This is a genomic window from Microbacterium sp. C7(2022), from assembly GCF_028823665.1.
Lineage (GTDB): Bacteria > Actinomycetota > Actinomycetes > Actinomycetales > Microbacteriaceae > Microbacterium.
Map to the genome: position 1 here is coordinate 332307 of NZ_JAPEHV010000005.1, position 24670 is coordinate 356976.

22 protein-coding genes and 1 tRNA gene are annotated in these 24670 nt (G+C 66.1%); 20 read left to right on the forward strand and 3 right to left on the reverse strand.

Annotation, left to right across the window (positions count from 1 at the left end; all coding sequences use genetic code 11):
* Position 1 precedes the first annotated feature (1 nt).
* Complete coding sequence (gene valS / locus ON062_RS09940) at positions 2 to 2584, reverse strand: valine--tRNA ligase (protein ID WP_274646973.1); 2583 nt, start codon at positions 2582 to 2584, stop codon at positions 2 to 4.
* 163 nt (positions 2585 to 2747) lie between these two features.
* Between valS and ON062_RS09945 the strand changes: the two genes are divergently transcribed.
* From ON062_RS09945 to ndk, 8 genes are all read left to right on the forward strand, one after another.
* Positions 2748 to 4361, forward strand: a complete 1614-nt coding sequence (locus ON062_RS09945) for an ABC transporter substrate-binding protein (protein WP_274646974.1) — start codon at positions 2748 to 2750, stop codon at positions 4359 to 4361.
* 26 nt (positions 4362 to 4387) lie between these two features.
* Positions 4388 to 5359, forward strand: coding sequence for an ABC transporter permease (locus ON062_RS09950; protein WP_274646975.1), 972 nt, complete (start codon positions 4388 to 4390; stop codon positions 5357 to 5359).
* Positions 5356 to 6168 carry an ABC transporter permease gene (locus ON062_RS09955; protein WP_274646976.1) on the forward strand — a complete coding sequence of 271 codons (813 nt, stop codon included), beginning with the start codon at positions 5356 to 5358 and terminating at the stop codon, positions 6166 to 6168. Before ON062_RS09950 ends, ON062_RS09955 begins: the two co-directional genes overlap by 4 nt.
* On the forward strand, positions 6168 to 7685 hold the full coding sequence (locus ON062_RS09960) for an ABC transporter ATP-binding protein (protein ID WP_274646977.1): 1518 nt from the start codon (positions 6168 to 6170) through the stop codon (positions 7683 to 7685). The genes ON062_RS09955 and ON062_RS09960 overlap by 1 nt, the downstream gene beginning before the upstream one ends.
* 237 nt (positions 7686 to 7922) lie before the next feature.
* Positions 7923 to 11300: an isoleucine--tRNA ligase gene (gene ileS / locus ON062_RS09965; protein WP_274646978.1), complete on the forward strand. Its 3378-nt coding sequence runs from the start codon at positions 7923 to 7925 to the stop codon at positions 11298 to 11300.
* A complete protein-coding gene (locus ON062_RS09970) occupies positions 11297 to 12658 on the forward strand; it encodes a folylpolyglutamate synthase/dihydrofolate synthase family protein (RefSeq protein ID WP_274646979.1) in 1362 nt (453 codons plus the stop codon). Before ileS ends, ON062_RS09970 begins: the two co-directional genes overlap by 4 nt.
* Positions 12655 to 13077, forward strand: a complete 423-nt coding sequence (locus ON062_RS09975; protein WP_274646980.1) for a DUF4233 domain-containing protein — start codon at positions 12655 to 12657, stop codon at positions 13075 to 13077. Before ON062_RS09970 ends, ON062_RS09975 begins: the two co-directional genes overlap by 4 nt.
* A 19-nt stretch (positions 13078 to 13096) precedes the next feature.
* The gene (gene ndk, locus ON062_RS09980; RefSeq protein ID WP_274646981.1) at positions 13097 to 13510 is read left to right on the forward strand and encodes a nucleoside-diphosphate kinase; all 414 of its coding nucleotides are present in this window, start codon (positions 13097 to 13099) and stop codon (positions 13508 to 13510) included.
* A gap of 16 nt (positions 13511 to 13526) precedes the next feature.
* Here ndk and ON062_RS09985 read toward each other — a convergent pair whose 3' ends face one another.
* Positions 13527 to 14129, reverse strand: a complete 603-nt coding sequence (locus ON062_RS09985) for a vitamin K epoxide reductase family protein (RefSeq protein WP_274646982.1) — start codon at positions 14127 to 14129, stop codon at positions 13527 to 13529.
* A gap of 319 nt (positions 14130 to 14448) precedes the next feature.
* Here ON062_RS09985 and ON062_RS09990 point away from each other — a divergent pair, with 319 nt between their 5' ends.
* Complete coding sequence (locus ON062_RS09990) at positions 14449 to 16884, forward strand: Rne/Rng family ribonuclease (protein WP_274646983.1); 2436 nt, start codon at positions 14449 to 14451, stop codon at positions 16882 to 16884.
* Here the strand turns inward: ON062_RS09990 and ON062_RS09995 are convergent, their stop codons facing one another.
* A complete protein-coding gene (locus ON062_RS09995; RefSeq protein ID WP_274646984.1) occupies positions 16885 to 17163 on the reverse strand; it encodes a DUF4031 domain-containing protein in 279 nt (92 codons plus the stop codon). It abuts the gene before it with no gap.
* A gap of 203 nt (positions 17164 to 17366) precedes the next feature.
* Here ON062_RS09995 and rplU point away from each other — a divergent pair, with 203 nt between their 5' ends.
* The 11 genes from rplU to ON062_RS10050 all read left to right on the forward strand — a co-directional run bounded on the left by rplU (position 17367) and on the right by ON062_RS10050 (position 24618).
* Complete coding sequence (gene rplU / locus ON062_RS10000; protein ID WP_274646985.1) at positions 17367 to 17675, forward strand: 50S ribosomal protein L21; 309 nt, start codon at positions 17367 to 17369, stop codon at positions 17673 to 17675.
* Between the two features lie 19 nt (positions 17676 to 17694).
* Complete coding sequence (gene rpmA / locus ON062_RS10005) at positions 17695 to 17952, forward strand: 50S ribosomal protein L27 (protein ID WP_251449865.1); 258 nt, start codon at positions 17695 to 17697, stop codon at positions 17950 to 17952.
* Between the two features lie 128 nt (positions 17953 to 18080).
* Positions 18081 to 19589, forward strand: a complete 1509-nt coding sequence (obgE, locus tag ON062_RS10010) for a GTPase ObgE (RefSeq protein ID WP_274646986.1) — start codon at positions 18081 to 18083, stop codon at positions 19587 to 19589.
* Entirely contained in the window at positions 19586 to 20377 is a 792-nt protein-coding gene (gene proB / locus ON062_RS10015; protein ID WP_274646987.1) for a glutamate 5-kinase, read from the forward strand. The genes obgE and proB overlap by 4 nt, the downstream gene beginning before the upstream one ends.
* Positions 20378 to 20422: 45 nt before the next feature.
* Entirely contained in the window at positions 20423 to 21682 is a 1260-nt protein-coding gene (locus ON062_RS10020; RefSeq protein ID WP_274646988.1) for a glutamate-5-semialdehyde dehydrogenase, read from the forward strand.
* 52 nt (positions 21683 to 21734) lie between these two features.
* Positions 21735 to 21959, forward strand: a complete 225-nt coding sequence (locus tag ON062_RS10025) for a hypothetical protein (RefSeq protein WP_274646989.1) — start codon at positions 21735 to 21737, stop codon at positions 21957 to 21959.
* A gap of 9 nt (positions 21960 to 21968) precedes the next feature.
* Positions 21969 to 22565, forward strand: a complete 597-nt coding sequence (gene nadD / locus ON062_RS10030) for a nicotinate-nucleotide adenylyltransferase (protein ID WP_274646990.1) — start codon at positions 21969 to 21971, stop codon at positions 22563 to 22565.
* Positions 22562 to 23788, forward strand: coding sequence for a hypothetical protein (locus tag ON062_RS10035; RefSeq protein WP_274646991.1), 1227 nt, complete (start codon positions 22562 to 22564; stop codon positions 23786 to 23788). Before nadD ends, ON062_RS10035 begins: the two co-directional genes overlap by 4 nt.
* A gap of 23 nt (positions 23789 to 23811) precedes the next feature.
* Entirely contained in the window at positions 23812 to 24162 is a 351-nt protein-coding gene (rsfS, locus tag ON062_RS10040) for a ribosome silencing factor (RefSeq protein ID WP_274647060.1), read from the forward strand.
* 73 nt (positions 24163 to 24235) lie between these two features.
* Positions 24236 to 24311, forward strand: a tRNA-Ala gene (locus tag ON062_RS10045).
* Between the two features lie 133 nt (positions 24312 to 24444).
* Positions 24445 to 24618, forward strand: a complete 174-nt coding sequence (locus tag ON062_RS10050; protein WP_274646992.1) for a hypothetical protein — start codon at positions 24445 to 24447, stop codon at positions 24616 to 24618.
* The last annotated feature ends 52 nt before the right edge of the window (positions 24619 to 24670 follow it).

Below are 24670 nucleotides of genomic sequence, written 5' to 3' on the forward strand. Positions count from 1 at the left end.
GTCACACCTCCTGCGGGGCGAGTTGGATGTCGGCGATCGCGAACTCCTCGCCGGTGGCGACGAGCTCGAGATTTTCGATCCGACCCACGGCGCGCAGGTCGCCCTCGGCCAGTCGAAGGCTGTCGATCATCTCAGCGTTCGCCTGAATCGTGAGCGATGAGACGGGGGTCTTTTGCGAGGCCTTCGCCTCCGTCTTGGCGCGACGGATGCCAACCAAGGCTTCGCCGACGGCCGTGAGTACCGCGGGGTCACCGTCGATCTCGAGCGGAGTCGGCCACGCTGCGGTGTGCACCGATCCGTCGTTGAACCATGACCACGATTCCTCTGCGGCGAACGAGATGACGGGGGCGAAGAGCCGGAGCAACGTCGACAGCGCGGTGCGCAGGGCGAGCGCCGCCGATGCCTGGCCGACATCGGTGCGGTTGTAGGCCCGCTCCTTGACCAGCTCGAGGTAGTCGTCGCAGAACGTCCAGAAGAACGACTCGGTCACTTCCAACGCGCGTGCGTGGTCGAAGCTCTCGAGAGCGTTCGTTGCCTCGCGCACCACCCCGTCAAGGGTGGCGAGCATCGCCGCGTCGAGCGCGTGGGTGACCTCGGCGCCTTCGGGCACGGGGAAGGAGAGAACGAACTTGGCGGCGTTCAGCACCTTGATCGCCAGGCGACGGCCGATCTTGATCTGCGTCGGGTTCTGCGGGTCAAAGGCGGCGTCAGTGCCCAGGCGGCTGGATGCCGCCCAGTAGCGCACTGCGTCAGAGCCGTGGCGTTCAAGGATGTCGGCCGGGGTGACGACGTTGCCCTTGGATTTGGACATCTTCTTGCGGTCGGGGTCGACGATGAACCCCGAGATCGCGGCGTCTCGCCAGGGGGCGCGGCCGTCTTCGAGCGCGCTGCGCAGCATCGTCGAGAACAGCCAGGTGCGGATGATGTCCTGACCTTGGGGGCGCACATCGAAGGGAGCGACGAGGTCCCACAGCTCGGGGTCGCGATCCCAGCCTCCCGCAAGCTGCGGGGTCAGCGACGAGGTTGCCCACGTGTCGAAGATGTCCTTCTCGCCTTCGAAGCCGCCGGGGACTCCGCGCTGGTCCTCGGTGTAACCAGCGGGCACGTCGGTGGTGGGGTCGACGGGAAGAGCGCTGTGATCCGGCGTCAGCACGCGGCTGTAGTCACGCTCGCCGTTCTCGTCGAGCGGGTACCAGACCGGAATCGGCACGCCGAAGAATCGCTGGCGCGACACGAGCCAGTCGCCGGTGAGGCCGTTTGTCCAGTTCTCGTAGCGCACACGCATGAAGTCCGGATGCCACGAAACCTCGCGTCCCAGTTCGATCAGCTTGTCTCGCAGTGCCGCATCGCGTGCGCCGTTGCGCAGATACCACTGACGCGTCGACACGATCTCGAGGGGACGGTCGCCCTTCTCGAAGAACTTCACGGCGTGGGTGAACGGCTTCGGGTCGCCGATGAGGTCGCCCGAGGCGCGGAGCAGTTCGACGATCTCTTTCTTCGCGCTGAACACCGTCTTGCCCGCGATCTGCGCATAGGCGGCGCGGGCGTCGTCGCTGGTGATGACATCGGGAGCCTCGGCGATCACGCGACCGTCCTGGCCCAGGATGGTGCGGTTGGGGAGGTCGAGCTCGCGCCACCACACGACGTCGGTGACATCACCGAAGGTGCAGATCATCGCGATGCCCGAACCCTTGTCCTTCTGAGCAAGAGGGTGGGCGAGGATGGGCACCTCGACGTCGAAGATCGGTGTGCGCACGGTTGAGCCGAACAGCGCCTGGTAGCGCTCGTCGTCGGGGTGGGCCACCAGGGCAACGCATGCAGCCAGCAGTTCGGGGCGCGTGGTCTCGATGTGTACGTCGCCGCTGCCATCGGTCTTGTGGAACGCCACGCGGTGGTAGGCCGCCGGCTGGTCGCGGTCTTCGAGTTCGGCCTGGGCGATCGCCGACCGGAAGTCGATGTCCCACAGCGTCGGCGCCATGGCCTGGTATGCCTCGCCCCGCTCGATGTTGCGGAGGAACGCCCGCTGGCTTGTCCGGATGGTTTCGTCCGAGATGGTGCGGTAGGTCTGCGTCCAATCGACGCTCAGGCCCAAGGAACGCCACAGGTCTTCGAAGTGCTTCTCGTCCTCGACCGTAAGGCGCTCGCACAGCTCGATGAAGTTTCGACGGCTGATGGGAATCTGGTCCGCGGCGCGGCTGCTCTTGTTGTCGCCACCTTCGAACGGCGGCGTGAAGTCAGCGTCGTACGGGAGGGTGGGGTCGCAACGCACGCCGTAGTAGTTCTGAACGCGGCGCTCCGTCGGCAGGCCGTTGTCGTCCCAGCCCATCGGGTAGAACACGGTCTTCCCGCGCATGCGCTCGAATCGCACCTTGACGTCGGTGTGTGTGTAGCTGAAGACGTGACCGATGTGCAGAGAGCCTGAAGCGGTCGGCGGTGGAGTGTCGACGGAGAAGATGCCGTCGCGACCCACTTCGGTGGCACGCACGCGGTCGAACAGGTACGTTCCCTGGGCCTTCCAGGCCGCATCCCACTTGGCTTCGAGACCCTCGAGGGCGGGCTTGTCGGGAATGAGCGCGTCAGACATGGGGTCTCCTTGCGATATGTGCGGCACTGTGTGAGCGTGCCTGAGTGTGGGTCGCCCCAAATCTTATCGCGCGAGGCTCACCAGCGCCTCCGGAGTAAATCCACCGAGTGCAAAAACGCGATACGGTGGAGCTTCCCCCTTCGCACTCTCCCGAGGTTTTGCTATGTCTGGTTGGCGCCGTCGTGCCGTGTTCGCATCCGCTGTTCTTTCCGCCGCACTGATTGCCAGCGCCTGCGCGGCACCGGGCGAGCCATCCGAAGCCGGTGCCACGGGCGAAGTGGTGTGGGCGATCGAAGGCGCGAACCTCAGTGCGGGTCACATGGACCCGCAGACCAGCCAGCTCGACGTGTCCGCGATGGTGCAACGCGCGGTCTTGGACTCGCTGGTCTTCCAAGAGGCCGATGGATCATTCACGCCGTGGCTCGCCACCGATTGGCAGATCTCGGACGACGGCACTGCCTACACCTTCACCCTCCGTGACGACGTGACCTTTCATGATGGAGAACCGTTCGACGCCGCGGCCGTGAAGGCGAACTTCGATCGCATCGCCGACCCCAATACCGAATCGGCCCAGGCGGCGAGCATGTTGGGCGGAGAGTTCTACGCGGGCACCGAGGTTGTGGACGAGCACACGGTGACGGTGTCGTTCACGCAGCCGTACGCGCCCTTCCTGCAGGCCGCGAGCACCGCGCTGCTCGGCTTCTATTCGCCGGCGGTTCTCGCCGAACGCGCCGATGAGCTGAAGGCCGGCGGTCCGGACATCACCGTCGGTACGGGCCCGTTCGTGCTCACCGAGTACACCCCCGATCAGGAGATCGTGTACACACGAAACGCTGACTATGCGTGGGGGCCGGACGGCGCCGAAGCGCCCGCATTCGAAACGCTTCGTGTCAGCATCCTGCCCGAACCTGCGGTGCGCGCAGGTGTCATCGAGAGCGGTGAGGCGGATCTCGCCAGCCAGCTCCCGCCGAACGTTGCTTCCACTCTCGACTCGTCGCTCACCATCGACTCGATCGAGTACCCGGGGCTGCCCTACTCGCTCTACCTGAACGAGAAATACGGCGTATTCGGCGACCCGCTCGTGCGGGAGGCATTCTCGCGGGCGATCGACATCGACACCGCCGTCGACGAAATCTTCTTCGGGCAGTTCCCGCGTGCGTGGAGCATTCTCGGTTCCACAACGCCGGGCTACGACGCTTCGCTCGAGGGCACGTGGGAGTTCGACCCCGACGCAGCGAACGCGCTCCTCGACGAGGCCGGGTGGACCGAGCGCGACGACGAAGGCTATCGCCTCAAGGATGGCGAGCGACTCTCGGCGCGTTGGATCGCCTGGACCCCCGTGCCTGATGACCGCACGGCTCTGGCGAACGCGATCGGCTCGAACCTGCGCGATGTGGGCTTCGAACTGGTCCGCGAGGTACTCGAGCCCGGCGCCTACAACGAGCAGTATGGACCGAAGACGTTCGACCTAACGGACTGGGGATTCTCGGGTGTCGACCCGGATCTGCTCCGCAACCACCTGCACACCGAAGGCTTTCAGAACGCGTCACAGGTGAGCGATGCCGACCTCGACGCCCTCCTCGAGAGCGGTTTCGCCACATCCGACACCACCGAGCGGGCGGCGATCTACGGCGAGGTGCAGCAATGGAATGCTGACCACAACGCCATCGTGCCGCTGTACAGCCCGTCGTTGATCACAGCCTCCACCGACTCTGTCGCGGGTCTGGAATACGATCTGTACGGACGCCCGCTGTTCTACTCCGTCACTGTCGAGTAGCCCTCGGGGGACGAACGGAAGGCATTATGACGACGAGTGCGCCCTCCGTGAGGTGGCGCGGCGTTGTCGAGTGGATGCTGCGAAACCTGGCATCCGTCATCTTCGTCCTCTGGGGTGCGGCCACGCTCGCCTTCATCGCGGTGCGGATCATCCCGGGGGATCCGGTGGACGTGATGCTGGGCCCGCAGGCGCAGGTCAGCGACGAGGTGAAGGCGTCCATCCGCGCAGAACTCGGACTCGATCAGCCCGTTCTGGAGCAGTACGTCACGTACTTGGCACACTTGGCGCGGGGCGACCTCGGGCTTTCGTATCAATTGCGGATGCCGGTGACCGACGTCATCGGGCGGCAGCTGGAAGCCACGGTTCAGCTCACGGCGGTGGCGCTGATCATCGCCCTCGTGCTGGCGTTCGCGACGGCGCTGTGGGCGCGAGGGCCATGGAGTCGGGGGATCGCCGCGACGATCGAACTGGTCGTGCTGTCCTCACCGGTGTTCTGGATCGGGCTCATCCTGCTCAGCGTGTTCGCGTTCGACCTTGGCTGGTTTCCCGTGTCGGGCGCACGAAACCCGCTATCGATCGTGCTTCCCGCGGTGACGTTGGCGCTTCCGGTCGCCGCGTTGCTCGGGCAGGTCCTTCGAGACGGAATCGAGTCGGCCGAGCGCCTTCCCTTCGCCGTCACGGTGCGCGCCCGCGGCGCGGGGCCCGCGTGGGTGACGTTTCATCACACGCTTCGCCATGGCGCCTCCAGTGCGGTGACGCTGGCCGCGTACCTTGTGGGCTCACTGCTCGGCGGTGCCGTGCTGGTTGAGACGGTGTTCGGGCGCCCGGGCATCGGCAGGGTGACGCTTGCGGCGATCACCGACCGTGATCTGCCGGTGATTTCCGGCGTGATCCTGCTCAGTGCATTGACCTTCGTCGTGGTGAATTTGCTGGTGGATGCCGCTTACCCGCTGATCGACCCGCGGCAACGCTCCGCGCGTGGCGGAGGTGCCCGATGAGGCTCAGTCGCCGACTCGCGGTGGGCGCCGCGATTGCATTCGCCGCCCTGATCGCGCTCATGATCATCGCCCCGAGCCTGTTCACTCAGGCTGATCCGCTTCGCACCGATGTGACCAACGCTCTTGCCTCGCCAAGCTCGGAGCACTTCTTCGGAACGGACCAGAGCGGTCGCGATGTGTTCGCGCGAGTGGTCTATGGGGCCCAGCGTTCTGTGGGAATCGGGCTCCTGGCCACGGCGCTGGCATTCGCGATCGGGCTGGTCGCGGGCGCCTTGTCGGGCGTCGCCCCGCGCCCGGTCGACGCGCTGGCGATGCGTGCGACCGACGTTCTGCTCGCATTCCCGGAGTTTCTCATCGCGCTGGTGGTGGTGGCCATCCTCGGCCCCGGACCGGTGAACATCGCGATCGCGGTAACGATCGCCGCGGTGCCCGTGTACGTGCGTGTCGCGCGTGCGCAGACGCGGACGCTGGTGGCCGCCGAACACGTCGAGGCGGCGCGCATCCTCGGAGTGCCCGCCGGGCTCGCGTTCACCCGACACGTCATCCCCGGCGTGGTCGGCGCACTGAGTGTCCTCGCGACGATCGGGGTGGGCTCGGCGATTCTCGCCGCGGCGGGTCTGTCGTTCCTCGGGCTCGGACCGACCGAGCCGACGCCCGAGTGGGGCCTCATGCTCGCGGGGGGGCGGAACGTCTTAGGGCAGGCCTGGTGGATTTCGGTCTTCCCGGGGGTTGCGATCACCGCCACCGTGATCGCGGTGACGGTGATCGGACGCTCGCTCCGTGCCCGCGCCGAGGGGCGGAGGAACTGATGGCGATGGATGAGCGCGCGCTCGACGTAGCCGACTTGCACGTGCGCATCGATGGCAAGCCCGTCGTCCACGGGGTGAGTCTGCATGTGCGTCGTGGCGAGATTCTCGCCGTGGTGGGGGAGTCCGGGGCGGGTAAATCGGTGACGGCTCGAGCACTCCTCGGGCTTGTGGGTGACCACGCTCAGGTCACGGCGGAACGCCTCGAGATTTCGGGCATCGATGCGCGGCGATTCGCGGAGCGCCAGTGGCGCGGCATCCGAGGAACTCACATCGCGCTTGTCTCGCAGGATGCACTTGTCTCGCTCGACCCGCTGCGCCGCGTCGAGGCGGAGATCGCGGAACCGTTGCGCATCCACGGGGCCGCGCGCTCTCGAACGACACTCCGGCAGCGCGTCGTGGACCTGCTCGATCAGGTCGCGATGCCCGACCCCGAGCGGCGACGTAGACAGTATCCGCACGAGCTCTCCGGTGGTTTACGCCAGCGGGCTCTGATCGCTTCCGCCCTCGCGGGCGACCCGGCGATCATCATCGCCGACGAGCCGACGACGGCTCTGGATGCCACCGTGCAAGCTCGTGTGCTGCGTTTGCTGCGCGCGATCGCCGACCGAGGAGTAGGGATCGTGTTCATCAGTCATGATCTGGCCGCCGTGTCGCACCTCTCCGACCGAGTCGCCGTGATGCAGGCGGGCCGCATCGTCGAAGAGGGCAAGACCGCAGATGTTCTGACGGCTCCGCAACATGAGCACACGGCCGTCCTCGTCGCCGCAGCGAGCCATCGTGCCGGAGCGCCGCGCACCGCGCGGGGCGATATCGCGCTTCGCGTCGAACACGTGTCGAAGCGGTTCGACCGTGTCGCGGTCGACGATGCGTCGTTTACCCTTGCTGCCGGACGCACCCTCGCCATCGTGGGGGAGTCGGGCTCGGGGAAGACCACCATCGCCCGCATGATCGTCGGCGTCGAGCATCCCGACACTGGCGAGATCCACGTCGCCGGTGACATGGGTCGCGCTCGTGCGGTGCAGTACGTGCATCAAAATCCTCTCGGGGCGTTCGACCCGCGCTGGACGATCGGTCGCTCGCTGCGCGAGGCCGTCGCGGCGGGTGCTGTGCCACGCGCGGATCGCGCGAGAGCGGTCGAGGCGCTCATGCGCGAGGTCGACCTGGATCCGGAGCTTTGCGCGCGACGGCCGGCGCAGTTATCCGGTGGGCAGCGGCAGCGTGCGGCGATCGCTCGAGCGCTTGCGGCGGCGCCAGAGATCCTTGTGCTGGATGAGCCCGTCTCGGCGCTGGATGCCTCGGTGCGCGAACGCGTGTTGGCCTTGCTCGCGCGGGTGCAACGCGAGCGCGACCTGGCGATGGTGTTCATCTCGCATGACCTCAACGTGGTGTCAGCGATCGCTGACGACGTGCTGGTGCTGCAGGACGGTGTCACAGTGGAACAGGGGCCGGTCTCACAGGTGTTCGGCTCGCCGCAGCATCCATTCACGAAAGAACTTCTGGCCGCCGGACTGGTCTGACGTGCACGGCCCGGATGCGGGTAGAATCGTCGCAGCAGCTGTGATCCGGACATCACCGGGGAGCTCTCGGAAGAACGTTCCCGCTCGCGGGAATCAGTAGAACCGAGCGGGGCAGGCCCGTCACAGCCGCAGTGAGAGAGGACGGATGCTTCGGCAACCGTCACGCGGGGTGGTACCGCGGCTCTTCCGCCCGGAAGCGTCGTCCTCGCAGGACGCATCGCACCCTGCTGGAGAGACATGACTTACCCCCTCTCGTCATTCGGCCCCGCCGCTGACGCAGTCGTTCCCAGTCCGAGCTTTCCGGCCATCGAGGTCGACGTGCAGGACTTCTGGAACGCGGACGACACGTTCCGTGCGTCGATCGCGCAGCGTGACGGCGACGACGAATGGGTGTTCTACGACGGGCCGCCGTTTGCGAACGGCCTGCCGCACTACGGCCATCTGCTGACCGGCTATGCGAAGGACGTCTTCCCGCGCTTCCAGACCATGCGGGGCAAGAAGGTTGATCGCGTGTTCGGGTGGGACACCCACGGTCTCCCCGCCGAACTCGAGGCCATGAAGCAACTCGGGCTGACCGAGAAGAGCGAGATCGAGTCGATGGGCATCGACGTGTTCAACGCCAAGGCCCGCGAGTCCGTGCTCGCTTACACCGAGGAGTGGAAGGCGTATGTGGGTCGTATGGCCCGCTGGGTCGACTTCGAGCGGGGCTACAAGACGCTCGACACCACCTACATGGAGAGCGTCCTGTGGGCGTTCAAGACCCTCCACGACAAGGGGCTGGCATACGAAGGCCATCGCGTTCTGCCCTACTGCTGGCGCGACGAGACGCCGCTGAGCGCGCACGAACTGCGCATGGACGATGACGTCTACAAGATGCGTCAGGACCCATCGGTGACGGTCACTTTCCCGCTCGTGGGAACCAAGGCCGAAGCCTTGGGGCTTACCGGCGTGCGCGCCCTCGCGTGGACGACGACGCCGTGGACCCTTCCGACGAACCTTGCCCTCGTGGTCGGCCCCGACATCTCGTACGTTGTGCTTCCCGGGGGCCCAGCCGGCGCCGCCGACGTGCACCACGACGCCACGGGGAGCGCGGACGATCCGATCGAGGCGACGTCGCACCGATATCTCATCGCCGCCGACCTCCTGGCCGGCTATGCGAAGGATCTGGGATACGAGTCGGCTGATGCCGCGCGAGAGGCTGTGGAGCGTACGCTCCTCGGCGCCGATCTGGCCGACGTCGCGTACGACCGCCTGTTCGACTACTACGCCGACGCGGAACTGTGGGGCACCCAGAACGCGTGGCGCATCCTGGTCGACGACTACGTCACGACCTCGGACGGTACCGGAATCGTTCACCAGGCGCCCGCTTACGGTGAGGATGACCAGCGGGTAACCGAGGCCGCCGGCATCCCGCTGATCATGAGCTTGGATGACGGAGGGCGATTCCTGCCGCAGGTGACCGATGTCGCCGGCGAGCTGTGGCTGGACGCGAACACACCGATCGTCCGTCTTCTCCGCCAGGACGGCCGGCTGCTGCGCCTGGCCAGCTACGAGCACTCGTACCCGCACTGCTGGCGCTGCCGCAATCCGCTGATCTACAAGGCTGTCTCGAGTTGGTTCGTGCGTGTCACCGACATCAAGGACCGCATGCTCGCCGGCAACGAGCAGATCACCTGGGTGCCCGAAAACGTCAAGCACGGCCAGTTCGGCAAGTGGCTCGAAGGCGCACGCGATTGGTCGATCAGTCGTAACCGGTACTTCGGCTCGCCGATCCCCGTGTGGAAGAGCGACGACCCGGAGTACCCACGCGTTGACGTGTATGGGTCGCTTGCCGATCTCGAGCGCGACTTCGGTCGGCTTCCGGTCAACGGTGCAGGCGAAGTGGACCTTCACCGTCCGTTCATCGACGACCTCACGCGTCCGAACCCCGACGACCCGACCGGACGCAGCACCATGCGACGGATCGATGACGTGCTCGACGTGTGGTTCGACTCGGCTTCGATGCCCTACGCGCAGGTGCACTATCCGTTCGAGAACCAGGAGTGGTTCGACGATCACTCGCCGGCCGACTTCATCGTCGAGTACATCGGGCAGACCCGAGGCTGGTTCTACGTGATGCACGTGCTGTCGACAGCGCTGTTCGACCGGCCCGCCTTCACCGGAGTCTCGTGCCACGGCATCGTGCTCGGCTCGGACGGCCAGAAGATGTCGAAGTCGCTGCAGAACTACCCCGACGTGCGCGAGGTGTTCGACCGCGACGGTTCGGATGCCATGCGTTGGTTCCTCATGGCGAGCCCGGTGCTGCGCGGCGGCAATCTCGTCGTCACCGAAGAGGGCATCCGTGCTGGCGTGCGCGAGTTCATGCTTCCGCTGTGGAACGCGTGGTACTTCTTCGCGACGTATGCCAACGCCGCCGGCGGCCCCGGCGGCACGGGCTACCAGGCGCAGTGGCGCACTGACTCGTCGGACGTGCTCGACCGCTACATCCTGGCGCTCACCGGCGACCTGGTGCGCAATGTCGCCCGCGACCTCGATTCGCTGGACTCGACGCTGGCTGCGGCTGCGTTGCGCGAGTTCGGTGAGGCGCTGACCAACTGGTTCATCCGGCGTTCGCGCGATCGGTTCTGGTTGGGCGTCGGTGACGATGCATCGTCGCGTGAGGCGTTCGACACGCTCTACACCGTGCTCGAAACGGTCACCCGTGTTGCCGCGCCGCTGATCCCGCACGTCGCCGAGACGATCTGGCACGGCCTCACCGGCGGGCGCAGTGTGCACCTGACGGATTGGCCCGATGCCGATGCATTTGCTCCGGCAGCCGACATTCGAGAGGCCATGGATGCGGTCCGTCAGGTTTCGAGCGTCGCCAATGCCCTGCGCAAGAAGGAGGGCAAGCGCGTGCGGTTGCCCCTGTCACAGCTCACAGTTGTGGTGAAGGATGCCGCCTCTCTCGGTCAGTTCGACGACATCCTCCGCGATGAACTCAACGTCAAAGCGGTGCACCTGGTCGAACTCGAAGAGACCACGGCCGCCGAGTACGGCATCACTCACCGGTTGTCCGTCAATGCGCGCGCCGCGGGGCCGCGCCTCGGAAAGCGTGTCCAGCAGGCGATCCAGGCGTCGAAGGCCGGCGCCTGGAGCGAGGCCGATGGCGTCGTCTCTGTGCAGACACCCGAAGGCCCGCTTGCCCTGCAGACGGGGGAGTACGACCTGGTGCTCGAAACGTCGGGGCGCCCCGAGGGTGAGGCGCTCGCGCTGTTGCCCGGCGGGGGATTCGTCCTGCTTGACACGGCGACAACCCCTGAACTCGAGGCGGAAGGCCTCGCGCGTGACATCGTGCGCGCCGTGCAGGACACCCGGAAGGCTGCGGGCTTCGACGTCAGCGACCGCATCCGCCTGCGGTTGGCGTTCGCTGATTTTGAGGATGCCGCAGCGGTGACGTCGGCGTTCGACGTCGCGGATGTCGCGGGCGAAACGCTTGCCCTTGAGCACGAACTGGTCGCGCTCGGCGAGGGCGCGCCCGACGCCGGGGCACACACGGTCGAAGTCGATGCCGGGGTATATGCCAACCGTGGTGCCTTCGCGGTGTCGGTGACCCGAATCGAGGGGACAGCATGACCGACGAACGTGACCGCACCCGCGCCGACGCCGTGTATGCGGCGCTGCTTGAGCGCCAGGGTGAGCAATGGGTGCAGCCGCGCGTCGAGCGCACGCGGCGGGTGCTGGAACTGCTGGCGGACCCGCAGAAGACCTACCGGGTGATTCACGTCACGGGCACCAACGGCAAGACATCGACGGCGCGTATTGCCGAGAGTCTGCTGCGTGCTCACGGCCTTCGCACGGGACTGTTCACCAGCCCGCACCTCGAGCGCTTCACCGAGCGGATCATGATCGATGGTGAGCCGATCGCCGACGCCGCCGTGGCGGACGCGTGGGACGAAATCGAGCCGTTCGTGACGATGGTCGACGCAGAACTGGTCGCCGCTGACGACGCAGCTCTCACGTTCTTCGAACTGCTCACGATTCTCGCGTTCGTTGCCTTCGCGGATGCTCCGATCGATGTGCTCGTGCTCGAAGTCGGCATGGGAGGAGCGTGGGATTCCACCAATACCGCCGATGGGGACGTCGCGGTGTTCGCTCCGATCGACATCGACCACGCCGATCGGCTGGGGGAGACGATCGCCGATATCGCGGCAGTGAAGGCGGGAATCATCAAGCCTGGTGCTGCCGCGGTGTCTGCGCGACAGCATCCTGAAGCAGAAGCTGTCCTGCGCACTGCCGCAGCGGCAGCCGGCGCCACGATCGCGTTCGAGGGGACGGATTTCGCCCTCGCTGAGCAGCGACTGGCCGTCGGCGGCCAGCAGATCACCGTGCGCGGCGTGGCCGCTACCTACGAACAGGAGTACCTGCCGATCCTTGGGGAGCACCAAGCGTTCAACGCCGCATTGGCGATTGCCGCCGTGGAGTCCCTTGTCGGCGGCGGGACGCAGCCGATCGCCGCCGATGTGCTGACCGAAGGTCTCAGTCAGGCGACGTCCCCGGGGCGTCTACACCTCGCGGGAATTGCGCCGACGGTGCTGGTGGATGCCGCGCACAACCCGCACGGTGCTCGGGCGCTGGTCGCCGCTATGCGCGAGTCGTTCGACTTCGACGAATGGGGTGTCGTGCTCGGCGTGCTCGCCGACAAAGACGCGGCGGGCATCGCCGGTGAGCTGTTGCCCATCGCGGCACACGTGTTCGCTACGGCGCCGGATTCGGATCGCGCCAGTGACGCCGATCACATCGCAGACGTGATCGAGGCCGGCGGCGGGGCAGTGACGGTTCATCATGCGCTCGCGGATGCCGCATCCGCCGCGCGGGAGTGGGCGGCAGCCAGCGATCGGCGTGCGGTGATGATCACCGGTTCGGTCGTGCTTGCCGGTGAGGCCTTGCGCCTCGCGGCAGAAGAAGACTGGAAGAGCGGGTGGACGTCGTGAGCGCATCGTCGGATTCGGCGCCCGCGCCCCGCACTCGCCGAGCCCGAGGCGCGGCCGAGTCTCTCGCATCCGTTGTCCTCGCGTTCGAGTCGATCGTCGCTTTTCTCGCGGGCCTCGCCATCTACGGCCTTGGCGTCCTGCCCGAGACGATTGCACCGTGGTGGGGAATCGTCGCGGGGTCAGTGTTGGCGGTCGCGATGATCGTCACCGGACGCCTGGTGCGCTATCCCTGGGGAATCGCGATCGGCTGGATCCTGCAGATCATCGTGGCGTTGGGCGCATTCCTCGTCCCCTCGCTACTGATCGTCGCGCTCATTTTCGGCGGCATGTATGCGTATGCCACCATCAAGGGGCGCGCTCTCGACCAGCGCAATGCGCGATTGGCCGCCGAGCTGACCGATTCGTCGGACGAAGCCTGACAACGTAACGGAGAAGATCATGTCCACTGAAGAAACACTCGTCCTCGTCAAGCCTGACGGCGTCGCACGTGGCCTGACCGGCGCGATTCTCGCGCGCATCGAAGCGAAGGGCTACTCGCTCGTTGACATCCGTCTGGTCGAGCCCGACCGCGCCACCCTCGAGCGCCACTACGCCGAGCACGAAGGAAAGCCCTTCTACGAGCCGCTCCTCGAGTTCATGATGTCGGGGCCGTCGGTGGCGATTCGCCTGGCAGGCAACCGCGTCATCGAAGGGTTCCGTTCACTCGCGGGTACGACCGATCCGACCTCCGCAGCCCCCGGAACGATTCGCGGCGATCTTGGGCGTGACTGGGGCCTCGCGGTGCAGCAGAACCTCGTACACGGCTCGGACAGCCCTGAGTCGGCCGCGCGCGAGCTCGCTATCTGGTTCTAGGAGGGTTGCTGAGGGCTCAGAACAAGGCCCCCAGCACATCCAGTCGAAGCTGCGCGATAGTCGCGACCACGGCGTAGGTTGCCACGGTGAGAACGGGTACCCAGCTCATCAGACTGCCTGCACCGCGTCGGATCGATGATGGTGCGGGGACGGCGCCGATGCGCAAGACATGCAGGGTGACGACGTAGAACGACGGGATCGTGACCGCCCAGGTGACCATGCACCACGGGCACAGCGTTCCGAGCACGAAGATGCTCTGCGAGATCAGCCAGATCACGAATCCGATCGCGAAGATCATCCCTGCTTCGAAGGCGCACCAGAACCAACGGGCGAACCTCGCACCCGCGAGGATTGCGATGCCGACAACGATCGGCGCTACCCAGGCGCCGAGGCCGATCAGTGGGTTCGGGAAGCCGAACACGCTTCCTTGCCAGGAATCCAGGTTCTTCGAGCACTGCACAAGCGGGCTGAAGTCGCACGACGCGGCGGACCCCGGGTTCTCGTAAGCGTGGAACTTCTCCAGCGTCAGCTGGAATGCCGCCCACCAGCCCACCGCACCGGCGATCACCAGCCAGACGGCCATCACGGTCGGGCGGGTTCGAGACTGCACGTAAGCCATGCCTCGGATTATGGCACTCGAAACTCAGTGCCCATCTCGGGGGACAAGGCCTGCGCGGTTGCGGGATCGACACGCAGCCGCACCCCGGCGCGCATTCCGTCACGGAAAGTGCGATAATGATCGTCGATGTGTCGCGGCCGCGCCGATGCACACATCACCGAAGACTTCAGGGCGACGAATGCCCTTTGGCATTACGAGCACTCACCACCAGCGTTGAGACCGTGATGCAGACCGAGTGAGTACGCGGCACCGCAGGTGCGGCACCGCACAAGATTTCGCCGGGTAGCGCGCGGCGCCGCCCGCAGGGAGTAAGCCCTTGATGGCCGATGGCACACATGAAGAACTCGACCCCCAGACAGAACAGGATGCAACGCCCGGCGTAGCGCCTGACACTGTCGCGCTGCCCGAGGGCGACGAGACAGCGGCTGTCGCTGACACGGCAACAGAGCCTGCGGGGGAGTCAGCCGGAGCGGACGCAGCCGGTCCCTCGGAAGATCCTGCGCCTGCCGATGGCACCGTGCCCGAGGACGCAGTGGTGCCCGAGTCGGCGGCGGACGAGGCATCTGCCGAACAGGCACCTGCCGAGCAGAAACCTGCCGAACAGGCACCTGCCGAGCAGGAACCTGCCGAGGAAGCACCTGCCGCGGAAGCCCCCGCGGTCGTCGAAGAGGAAGCGCCGAAGGGCCCGCCGACGGCGATCAGCCTGGGGTTGCTGCCCGAAGACTTCGTCTCACAGGTGTCGACGTCGCTGCACTTTTACGCCCCGGAGATCATCCCGCTGCCGGCATCGCCGCAGCAGCAGGACGACACCGACGATGCTCCGGGCGGCCGCAGCTCGTCACGCCGGCGCAACCGTCGGCGCGGCGGTGAGGGCCGTTCGGACGGCGACGAGTCGGGTGGGGACAAGCCCGCTCCGCGCCAGCGCGTGGTCGAACTGATCACTGAGCCGCAGCGCATCAAGGGTTCGACCCGACTCGAAGCGAAGAAGCAGCGTCGTCGCGATGGCCGTGAGGCCGGTCGCCGCCGCGCAGTGGTCACCGAAGCCGAGTTCCTGGCACGCCGCGAGGCCGTCGATCGCGTGATGATCGTGCGTTCGAAGAACGGGCGCATTCAGATCGCTGTCCTCGAAGACAACGTGCTCGTCGAGCACTATGTCGCGCGCAGCCAGGATGCATCGCTGATCGGCAACGTCTACCTCGGTCGCGTGCAGAACGTGCTGCCGAGCATGGAGGCGGCCTTCGTCGACATCGGTCGCGGGCGCAACGCTGTGCTGTACTCCGGCGAGGTCGACTGGGATGCCGTGGAGACCGGCAATCAGCCGCGCCGCATCGAACTCGCCCTGAAGTCCGGCGACCGTGTTCTGGTCCAGGTCACCAAGGACCCCGTGGGGCACAAGGGTGCGCGCCTGACGAGCCAGATCTCGCTGCCGGGCCGCTACCTGGTGTACGTACCCGGCGGGGCCATGAACGGTATCTCGCGCAAGCTGCCGGACACCGAGCGTGCGCGCTTGAAGAAGATCCTCAAGGAGGTGCTCCCCGAGTCCAGCGGCGTGATCGTGCGCACCGCGGCCGAAGGAGCCACCGAGGAGCAGCTCACGCGCGACGTGCAGCGCCTCACGAACCAGTGGGAGCACATTTCCGCGCAGGTCGAGTCGATCGGCGCACCGGCACTTCTGCACTCCGAGCCCGACCTTCTCGTGAAGATCGTGCGAGACGTGTTCAACGAAGACTTCTCGCGCATGCTCATCCAGGGCGAAGAAGCACATCACACGATCACGAAGTACCTCGAGTCGGTCGCCCCAGATCTTCTCGAGCGTGTCTCGGCGTACGAGGGCGAGCGCGACCCGTTCGATGAGCACCGTGTTACCGAGCAGATCGAGAAGGCCCTCGACCGCAAGGTATGGCTGCCCTCCGGCGGCTCGCTGGTGATCGACCGCACCGAAGCCATGACGGTGGTTGACGTCAACACCGGCAAGTTCGTCGGCACCGGCGGCAACCTCGAAGAGACCGTTACGAAGAACAACCTCGAGGCTGCGGAAGAGATCGTTCGCCAGCTTCGCCTGCGCGATATCGGCGGGATCATCGTCGTCGACTTCATCGACATGGTGCTCGAGTCCAACCGTGACCTGGTCCTGCGCCGCCTCGTCGAATGCCTGAGCCGCGATCGCACCAAGCACCAAGTCGCCGAGGTGACCTCACTCGGCCTCGTGCAGATGACTCGAAAGAAGCTCGGACTCGGGCTTCTCGAGACGTTCAGCGAACAGTGTGACGTGTGCGCTGGTCGCGGACTCATCGTGCATCACGACCCGATCGTGAAGCACCGGGGTGGGGGCTCGAGCCCGCAGCAGAACTCGCGCCGGTCGCGCGGCGGATCGCAGCCCCAGCAGAGCTCGCAGAGCAACGGGGGGACCCACGTCATCACAGAGGGCGTGAAGACCGCGCTCGCGCAGATCGCAGCATCGACGATTCACCACGCGGATGACGCGGGCGATGCCTCGGGCCTGCCGGCGGTCGCCGAGCAGCCCGAGACGCGCGAGCCGCGTCAGGAACGTGCGAAGAAGCCGCGCAAGAAGCGGAATAAGGATGCCGCGGCCACCAAGGCGGGCGCTCCGCGCACCGAGAAGGACGTTCTGCTGGACTCGGTGCTGGACGCTCTTCCGGAACCCAAAGCTCCCGGGCAGGGTCGCTCACGCCGCCGCGTGACCACGGCTGCCCTGACCGGCACGCCGGTCGCACACGTCACGACCGAGGACTAGTCATCGGCCCTGCGCGCGCCGCTCGCGAGCGGTGACGCGCAGGCCCGAGGCGATCAAGCGCCGCACGAGTTCGTGGCCGCTGACGTGTTGCGCGCCCGCGGCGACCAGTTGCGCATGCCGCTCTTCGGGAACGTCGTAGTGGTCGAGATCGAACCCGCGACGGGGGATGCCCTGTGCGGCAGCGAAGGCGTGCAGCTCATCGAGACCGGCATCGCTGACCAGGTGCGCCCAGAGCCGCCCGTGTGCGGGCCAGCGGGGGTCGTCAATCAAGATCGCCACACAGAGATCCTGCGAGCGGTGTACGACACGGCATCGCGCGCTTTTGGCGATAGGCTCGGCATCCGGTAAAGTAGTCCTTTGGTGCGTCACGTTTCGCAGGTGAATGGCGAAACGGTCGAGAGCCTTGCTTCCGCACCAGGACTTTCCCAGTCTCACAAAGACAATTTCGGAGCCGTGCGCTCCCATGACGAAACAGGTGTGAAGTGGTTTACGCAGTAGTGCGCGCCGGTGGCCGGCAGGAAAAGGTCGAGGTCGGCACGATTGTCGTTCTCGACCGTCAGAAGGCCAAGGTCGGCGACAACATCGAACTGCCCGCGGTTCTCTTCGTCGACGGTGACGCCGTCACGACGGACGCGGACAAGCTCGCGAAGGTCACCGTCACCGCCGAGGTGCTCGGCGAAGAGCGCGGCCCCAAGATTGTGATCCAGAAGTTCAAGAACAAGACCGGTTACAAGAAGCGCCAGGGGCACCGTCAGGACCTCACGCGCGTCAAGGTCACCGGCATCAAGTAAAGCCACAGGAGACGCAGAGATGGCACACAAAAAGGGCGCAAGCTCCACCCGTAACGGTCGTGACTCCAACGCACAGCGCCTTGGCGTGAAGCGTTTCGGCGGCCAGCAGGTTCTCGCCGGCGAAATCATCGTTCGCCAGCGTGGAACGCACTTCCACCCGGGCGCCAACGTCGGCCGTGGCGGCGACGACACCCTCTTCGCACTCTCGGCTGGTGCCGTTGAGTTCGGCCAGAAGGGTGGCCGCAAGGTCGTTAACATCGTGGCGGCCGCGGAGTAATCCACGGATCTCACTGATTCTTTCGGATGGGGCGGGCTTCGGCCCGCCCTTTCCTTTACCCTGGGCTTCGGCTCGCCTCTTCTTCACACTCCAGGCTTCGGCCCTGGCCGCACCGCAAGGAGCTACGCATGGTCTCGTTCGTCGATCGAGTGACCCTCCATCTGCGCGCAGGTAAGGGCGGCAACGGCTGCGTGTCGGTCAAGCGGGAGAAGTTCAAACCGCTCGCGGGCCCGGACGGCGGTAACGGCGGGCACGGGGGCGACATCACGTTGTACGCCGACCCCCAGGTCACGACGCTGTTGTCGTACCACCACTCGCCGCACCGTTCTGCGGGCAACGGCGGATTCGGTATGGGCGATCACCGCTCGGGCGCAGCCGGTGAGCCGCTCGAACTTCCCGTACCCGTGGGTACCGTCGTGAAGGACCCCTCCGGTGAGGTTCTCGTCGACATGATCGAGCCCGGCATGAAGTTCGTGGCGGCGCCCGGAGGTATCGGGGGCCTCGGAAACGCTACGCTCGCCAATCCCAAGCGCAAGGCTCCGGGCTTCGCGCTTCTGGGGACACCGGGATGGGAAGGCGACATCCAGCTCGAGCTGAAGACCGTCGCCGATGTTGCGCTCGTGGGATATCCGTCCGCCGGCAAGTCGAGCCTGATCGCGGCGATTTCTGCCGCCCGCCCGAAGATCGCCGACTATCCGTTCACGACGTTGCACCCGAATCTCGGGGTCGTGCAAGCGGGCGAGACTCGCTACACCGTCGCTGATGTTCCCGGTCTGGTCGAAGGCGCGAGCGAAGGACGAGGGCTGGGCCTTGAGTTCCTGCGTCACGTCGAGCGCTGCACGGCGCTCGTGCACGTGCTGGATTGCGCAACCCTCGAACCGGGTCGCGACCCGTTGAGCGACCTGGACGTGATTCTCTCCGAGCTGGCGGCGTACCCGGTGCCAGAGGGGCAAGTCCCGCTCCTGGATCGTCCCCAGCTCGTCGCGCTCAACAAGGTCGATGTTCCCGAAGCTCAGGAGCTCGCCGACCTCGTGCGCGCCGATATCGAAGCGCGCGGCTTCCGCGTGTTCGAGATCTCAACGGTCAGCCACTCCGGGCTGCGCCAGCTGACTTTCGCGCTCGGCGACATCGTCACCGAACATCGCGTGGCCGTGGCGGCAGCACCCGCGCCCGAGCGGATCGTCATCCGCCCGAAGGGCGCCGAGAAGGACTTCACGATCCGCGTCGAAGGCGGCTCATACGGAAACATCTATCGCGTGCTCGGCGAGAAGCCGGTGCGCTGGGTCCAGCAGACCGACTTCCAGAACGAAGAGGCGGTGGGCTACCTGGGCGACCGCCTCGAGAAGCTCGGCGTCGAGACCGAGCTGTATCGCGCGGGCGCCGTGCCCGGGGCGACCGTGGTCATCGGCGAGGGCGACGGGATCGTCTTCGACTGGCAGCCCTCGGTGACCTCTGCGGCGGAGCTCATGACCGCCCCGCGCGGGACGGATCCCCGCCTCCTGCAGGACAACCGTCGGACCACGTCTGAGCGTCGCGAGCGCTATCACGAGCGCATGGACGCCAAGGCGGCAGCGCGTGCCGAGCTCGAGGCCGAGCGTCTCGCGGCGAAAGGCGGCGAGACGGAGGATGACGAGTGACCGTGGCCTCGCGCACCGAGATCACCGGGGCGCGTCGGATTGTGGTCAAGGTGGGATCCTCGTCGATCAGCGGCGAGAACGCCGAAAAGATCCAGCCCATCGTCGAAGCGCTGGCGGCGGCGCACGGTCGCGGTACCGAGGTGGTTCTCGTCTCGTCCGGCGCCATCGCCACAGGGATGCCCTTTCTCGCGCTCGATGAGCGTCCGAGCGACCTTGCGACGCAACAGGCTGCGGCCGCGGTCGGCCAGAACGTGCTCATCTACCGGTATCAGCAGGCACTGCGACCGTTCGAGATCGTCGCCGGGCAGGTGCTGCTGACCGCCGGTGATCTGGAGCACGCCACATCGCGGTCCAACGCGCGCCGGGCGATGGACCGGCTGCTTGGTCTTCGTATCCTGCCGATCGTCAACGAGAACGACACCGTCGCCACCCACGAGATCCGCTTCGGCGACAACGACCGTCTGGCGGCCCTCGTGGCACAGCTGATCTCGGCGGACGTGGTCGTGCTGCTGAGCGACATCGAGTGTCTGTACACGAAGCCTCCGACGGAGCCGGGTGCAGAGCCGATCCGATTCGTCGCGCACGACGATGATCTTGCGGGGTTCGAGTTCGGCTCGGTGGTGGTGAACTCGGTGGGAACCGGGGGAGCGGCAACGAAGGTGTCGGCGGCGCGCCTGGCTGCGGCATCCGGAATCGGAGTCCTCGTCACCAGTGCCGACCTCGTCGCCGACGCGCTCGCTGGCGAATCGGTTGGTACATGGTTCGCGCCTGCGCCCGCCGCTCGTTGACCTACGGCGGGGCGCAGGGCTGCGCGACGCCGATAGGCTGGTGAGATGATCACGACGGCGACAACCGCGCTTGAGCGCATGCACCTTGCCAAGGACGCCTCTCGCAGCGTCGGGCTGCTCTCTGATCAGGAAAAGCGCGACGCGCTTGCGGCCATCGCGACCGCGATTGAAGTTGCGTGTGACGACATCGTCGCCGCGAACGTCGAGGACCTCGACCGCGGGCGTGCAGCGGGACTCTCGGATGCCCTGCAAGACCGCCTGCGCCTGGATCGCACCCGCGTGCTCGCGCTTGCAGCGGCGGTGCGCGACATCGCTGCACTCCCGGATCCGGTCGGACGCGTGTTGGATCAGCGCACGCTCGACAACGGCGTCTCGCTGACGAAGGTATCGGTGCCTTTCGGCGTGGTGGGCTCGATCTATGAAGCGCGCCCCAACGTGACCGTCGACATCGCGGCGCTCGCCCTTCGCTCCGGCAACGCCGTCGTGTTGCGCGGTGGCAGCGCTGCCGAGCGTACGAACGCAGCCCTCATTGCGGCCATGCGCGGCGCTCTGGAGCAGCAGGGCATCACCCCTGAGGCCATTCAAACCGTCGATGAGTTCGGGCGCGAGGGCGCGGGCGAGTTGATGCGCGCGCGGGGAATTGTCGACGTTCTCGTGCCGCGGGGAAGCGCCTCGTTGATCGAGACCGTGGTCACCGAGTCCCAGGTGCCGGTGATCGAGACCGGCGCGGGCGTGGTGCACATCGTGCTCGACTCCACCGCAAACATCGATTGGGCGCGCGACATCGTGGTGAACGCGAAGGTGCAGCGCCCCAGCGTGTGCAATTCGGTAGAGACGGTGCTCGTTATTCGGGATGCCGCCGAGCGGGTGATCCCTGAGATCGTGGGCGCGCTGCAACGTGACGGCGTGACGGTGCACGGTGACCCGAGCGTGCAGGCTCTGGCATCCGATGTCGTTCCTGCCGACGAAAGCGACTGGGAGGCGGAGTACCTCAGCCTCGACATCGCCATGCGCGTCGTCGAGGATCTGGACGAAGCACTGGCGCACATCCGTCAGTACTCCACGAAGCATACTGAGTCGATCATCACCGCCTCCGAAGCCCACGCCGAGCGCTTTCTCGCCGAAGTGGATGCCGCGGTGGTGATGGTGAATTCGTCGACGCGGTTCACCGACGGTGGCGTGTTTGGATTCGGCGCCGAGGTGGGAATTTCGACCCAGAAGTTGCACGCGCGTGGCCCCATGGGAGTGAACGAACTCACCAGCAGCAAGTGGCTCGCGCGCGGCGCCGGGCACGTGCGCGCGTGACCGCCTAGACTGATACCGGCCTGCACGCCAGGCAGACCCGAACGGAGCAAGAATGACCCTCGCCAACATCCTCGTCTTCGCAGCCGCTGAGACCGAGCACCACGGCAATGTGGCGTTGGAGACCGTGTGGTACGGAATCGTCGCGCTCGTCGTCTTCACAGGACTCGCCATGGTCACCCTGTCGTACCGCAACGTCGCCAACCGTCACGCGCACAAGGCTGAAGCGTATGCGAAGGCCCACGCCAACGACGTGCAGCAGATCGGACACGGCCACTAGGCCGACTGGATGCCGGTGACGCGCACGTCGCGAATCGGCGTGATGGGAGGGACGTTCGATCCCATTCATCACGGACACCTGGTTGCGGCTAGCGAAGTAGCTCAGTCGTTCGGTCTGGATGAAGTGGTCTTCGTCCCGACCGGGAGGCCCTGGCAAAAGTCAGACGTCTCCGAAGCGGAGCACCGGTACCTCATGACGGTGATTGCGACGGCATCCAATCCGCAATTCACCGTGAGCAGGGTCGATATCGATCGAGACGGCCCGACCTACACGATCGACACGTTGCGTGATCTGCGGGCGCAACGCCCGGGCGCGGACTTCTTCTTCATCACCGGCGCCGACGCCATAGCGCAAATTCTCAGTTGGAGAGAGCATGATGAACTGTGGGACTTGGCCCACTTCGTCGCCGTCTCTCGCCCAGGGCACGTCCTGAGCACCGACGGACTCCCGACCGAAGGGGTGAGTCTCCTCGAGATCCCGGCCCTGGCGATCTCGTCCACTGACTGTCGCGACCGCGTGGAGCGAGGAAACCCGGTGTGGTATCTCGTTCCTGACGGTGTCGTCCAATACATTGCGAAGCACGACCTCTACCGGAGCGAGGAATGAGCACACCTGAGCAACCGGCGAACCCACCGCTGACGCGCAAGAAGATGCGCGAGATCCGCAACACCGGATCGACCCCGATCATCCCCGTGGCTGATGACGATGAGACGGCAGAACCGGCAGCGACCGTTGATGATGTGACCGTCGCTGAACCCGTCGCCGCCCCCGCAGCCGAGACGCCCTCTGAGGCCCCGCGGCCTGTGGTCACTGAGGTCCCCGCGTCGGTCGCGCCGCTTCCCCGCGCGGCAACCCCGGTTGCCGTCCCGCCTCCGCCGGTGTCGGATGCTTCCGTTGACCTCGGCGTGGCACCTCTGACACGACGCCAGGCTCGCCAGCAAGAGCGCATTCGCACGGCATCTGTGCCCGTGATCACTCCCGATGTCGCCGAGGCTGCTCGTCAGCCCGAGCCCGTGCATGCCGGGGCCGGCGCCGCGGCAGACACGGATGGCTTCCGAGCAATCTTCGGCACGGGGGCTACTCCGGTTGCCGCGCCGACGCTCGAGCCGGAGGACTTCTCGCCGGTCGAGGACGACAGCGTTTCGCAGGAGAACGAGGGCTGGCGCGACGTGGTTCTCGAAGCCACGCCTGAGACTGCCACGCTTGCCGCGAGCGTCGACGCGCACGAGGCGCCGGAAAGCGCTGAAGAGGATGTTGCCGCTGATGCGGCATCGGACGCTGAGGATGACCACAGCGACGCGGACGAGGCAGATTCCGACCGTGAATCTGAGCGTGCCGTCGTGAATCCGGCCCTGGGTGCCAACCTCCTCACGGCGGATGCTCCCGAGACAGACCTGCCGTCGTCGTTCGACCAGATTCTCGCGCGGTCGACGGGCGCGGTCTCGACGTCGAACACGTTGATCATGTCGGATGCTCCGAGCAGTGCCGACTTCACCGGTTCGCTCGTGTCGACGGGGGAAGTGATCCTCACCGGCACTCTGCAGTTGCCTGAGGGCCTGGGGTCGACGGGCCACGCGCGTGGCACCACCGACGGTAAGGAAGCGGACGCGGTGCTGGTCGACGGCGAGCTGCCGGCGCACTCGTCGCCCACCCCGATTGCTGCCAGTGCGGCAATCAGCACCGTGAAGACGGCGGGGGAGGTCATCAAGCCCCCGGTGCCCGAGAAGGGCAGCCGCCTCATGATGACGCTGGCTATCACCGCAGGCGTCCTCGCGCTTGCGCTCGTCGGCGTATTGATCGTCGCCTTCGCGACTGGAGTGTTCTCGTGACCGTACCTGCTTCCACCCAAGAGATGATCCGCATCGCCGCCGCTGCTGCGGACTCCAAGGGCGGTGAAGACCTCGTCGCGCTCGACGTTTCGGAGCCGATGCCGCTGGCAGATGGCTTTCTGCTCGTGACCGGACGCAGCGAGCGCAACGTTGCCGCGATCGCGGACGAGATCGAAGACAAGCTTCTCGAGGCGGGGCACAAGCGCCTTCGCCGCGAGGGGCGTCAGGAAGCTCGGTGGGTGCTGGTCGACTTCGGCGACCTCATCGTCCATGTCTTCCACGAAGAAGAGCGCACCTACTACGGACTCGAGCGTCTCTGGAAAGACTGCCCGGTCATTCCGATCGACCTGCCCGCGGCAACGCCCGCGGAGTGACCCGTGTACAGAGCAGCCCTTCGCATGTAGTAAGCTAGACGGGTTGCTCCGGCTCCGGTCAGAGCAACGAGATGGGCCTGTGGCGCAGCTGGTAGCGCACCTGCATGGCATGCAGGGGGTCAGGGGTTCGAGTCCCCTCAGGTCCACCATAATTCCTGGTAAAGCACCGAAACTTCACTCCCTGATCAGTGAGTTTGAGTGTTTGGTAGTCGTTTGCTGGACACTTCGCCAAGTCGCGGCAGGGCGCTTTCGAGCCTTCTAGAGCTATCTGGAAGGTGCGCGGTGACGCCCGCGCACCTTCGCTGTATGGACAGCGGTGGCACCTCAGAGTCGGGACTTGGCAACTATGTCTCGTTGGCTGAGCTTGCCGCCGAGTTGAAGGTCTCCGTTCAGACGATCTACGACCTGCGGAGCAAAGGCGCGGGCCGCACGGATTCCGTGTCGGCACCCAGCTAAGGTTCCGCAAGGCCGAGATCGACGCGTGGGTCGAGCGCATGGAACAGGCTGA

Coding starts and splice junctions, on each gene's coding strand:
- valS (WP_274646973.1), bottom strand. CDS start 2,584: ATGTCTGACGCGCTCATTCCCGACAAGCCCGCCCTCGAGGGTCTCGAA.
- ON062_RS09945 (WP_274646974.1), top strand. CDS start 2,748: ATGTCTGGTTGGCGCCGTCGTGCCGTGTTCGCATCCGCTGTTCTTTCC.
- ON062_RS09950 (WP_274646975.1), top strand. CDS start 4,388: ATGACGACGAGTGCGCCCTCCGTGAGGTGGCGCGGCGTTGTCGAGTGG.
- ON062_RS09955 (WP_274646976.1), top strand. CDS start 5,356: ATGAGGCTCAGTCGCCGACTCGCGGTGGGCGCCGCGATTGCATTCGCC.
- ON062_RS09960 (WP_274646977.1), top strand. CDS start 6,168: ATGGCGATGGATGAGCGCGCGCTCGACGTAGCCGACTTGCACGTGCGC.
- ileS (WP_274646978.1), top strand. CDS start 7,923: ATGACTTACCCCCTCTCGTCATTCGGCCCCGCCGCTGACGCAGTCGTT.
- ON062_RS09970 (WP_274646979.1), top strand. CDS start 11,297: ATGACCGACGAACGTGACCGCACCCGCGCCGACGCCGTGTATGCGGCG.
- ndk (WP_274646981.1), top strand. CDS start 13,097: ATGTCCACTGAAGAAACACTCGTCCTCGTCAAGCCTGACGGCGTCGCA.
- ON062_RS09985 (WP_274646982.1), bottom strand. CDS start 14,129: ATGGCTTACGTGCAGTCTCGAACCCGCCCGACCGTGATGGCCGTCTGG.
- ON062_RS09990 (WP_274646983.1), top strand. CDS start 14,449: ATGGCCGATGGCACACATGAAGAACTCGACCCCCAGACAGAACAGGAT.
- rpmA (WP_251449865.1), top strand. CDS start 17,695: ATGGCACACAAAAAGGGCGCAAGCTCCACCCGTAACGGTCGTGACTCC.
- obgE (WP_274646986.1), top strand. CDS start 18,081: ATGGTCTCGTTCGTCGATCGAGTGACCCTCCATCTGCGCGCAGGTAAG.
- ON062_RS10020 (WP_274646988.1), top strand. CDS start 20,423: ATGATCACGACGGCGACAACCGCGCTTGAGCGCATGCACCTTGCCAAG.
- ON062_RS10025 (WP_274646989.1), top strand. CDS start 21,735: ATGACCCTCGCCAACATCCTCGTCTTCGCAGCCGCTGAGACCGAGCAC.
- nadD (WP_274646990.1), top strand. CDS start 21,969: ATGCCGGTGACGCGCACGTCGCGAATCGGCGTGATGGGAGGGACGTTC.
- ON062_RS10035 (WP_274646991.1), top strand. CDS start 22,562: ATGAGCACACCTGAGCAACCGGCGAACCCACCGCTGACGCGCAAGAAG.
- rsfS (WP_274647060.1), top strand. CDS start 23,812: ATGATCCGCATCGCCGCCGCTGCTGCGGACTCCAAGGGCGGTGAAGAC.